We start from the raw sequence: 1,525 nt of genomic DNA on the forward strand, positions 1-1,525 counted from the left end.
GGACTTCCCCGATGGAGTTCGAGACAGCCTAGACATCAACTACCGCTCCACGATAGAGATCGTTAGCGCCTTCTCCGACTTCGCGGCCAGCATGAGTGCCGCTGACGGGCCCACGTCCCTCGAGGCCTATCGGGGCTCCGGCGGCGCGCAGGCGGAGGTCATCACCGTTGCTGATGGTTCGCTGGTTACTTCGGCGCTGATCGACAGCATTGAGCAGTTCCGAGCAGCGGGCTTTCGGTATCGCGATCAGGCAGTTCTGTGCAGGGGCAACGATAGGCTGTCCGATACCGGGCAGGAGCTTGAGCGAGCCGGCGTGCCCGTCCTATTCCTGGGCAGTCTCTTCGAGCGCACCGAGATAAAGGACCTTGTCGCGGTCCTCTTGCTCCTCGTGGACAGGCGCGCCATGGGCCTGATTCGCACCGCCTGCTGGCCCGAGTTCGCGATGGCGCTTGAGGACGCTGTACGCATATTTGAACGCCTTCGCGGCGCTGAAGTGCAGCCTGGTGCGTGGCGGCAAGGAGCAGCGGACATCACTCGAGCGGGGCAGGCCGCCCTGTCTGCCTTAAGTACCGCGCTCGACGGCTTCAACGCCACGGCGCAGCCCTGGGTAGTGCTTGCAACCTTGCTGCTTGACCGAACGAGGCTGGCAGCGCACATCGCCTCGTCTTCTAGCGTTCCCGAACAGGCCCAAGGCATCGCCATCTGGCAGTTCATGAATTTCGTACGGGCCCAGCCCAACGGGCAGGGTCTTCCGATCCAGCGGCTAGCCGACCGCGTGCGCAGGTTGCTGCGCCTCCGGGATGACAGGGATCTTAGGCAATTGCCAGCCGCAGCCCAAGGCATCGACGCTGTTCGTCTGATGACGATCCACGGCTCCAAGGGTTTGGAATTTCCCGTGGTCCACATAGTGGGTGTGAATCAGGACTCCATCCCTGGCGCCGTCCGCCCCTCCAAATGCCCGCCGCCGAAAGGTATGGTCACAGGAGGGACGGGCAGCCCGGACGAAATCGCGCGTGCCGCGCACAACGCGGAGCAGGAGTGTCTCTTCTACGTGGCGATGTCGCGGGCAAGGGACCGTCTGGTGTTCTACGGCGCCACGACGAAGTCCAACGGCACCTCCAGGCCACTGTCGACGTTCTTTGACCGTATCGGCGCCGCCAGTCGGCGATCGGTCACGCCATTGACCGTCCTGCCACCAGCCTCAGACGTCGCGAAGATACCTGTGTTCTTTTTGGGCACACCGTGCTTCACTTCCGAGGCAGTCGCGCTCTATGAGTCATGCGGGCGGCGGTTCTTGTATACGCATCTACTGCAAGTCGGTGGGCGTCGCCGCATGAGCGCCTTCATGCAGATGCACGAGGCGATCCGGGAGGTCTATCGAAAGGTAGTCACCCAGGGAGTTGCCTCGACTGGTCAGTGTGATGCGCTTCTTGCGGATGCCTTCGTCACCCACGGACTTCACGACCACGGATACGTCGAGGACTACCGTGCCATGGCCTGCACGATGCTGGGCTACTTCCTGGAA

General features: G+C 62.7%; 1 protein-coding gene. It reads left to right on the top strand.

The window, feature by feature from the left end:
• Positions 1-1,525, top strand: a 1,525-nt coding sequence (locus tag QZY48_RS23335) for a 3'-5' exonuclease (protein ID WP_295435597.1), incomplete at both ends; no start/stop codon positions are given.

Source organism: uncultured Thiodictyon sp. (assembly GCF_903828115.1).
In the GTDB taxonomy this organism is placed as follows: Bacteria; Pseudomonadota; Gammaproteobacteria; order Chromatiales; family Chromatiaceae; genus Thiodictyon.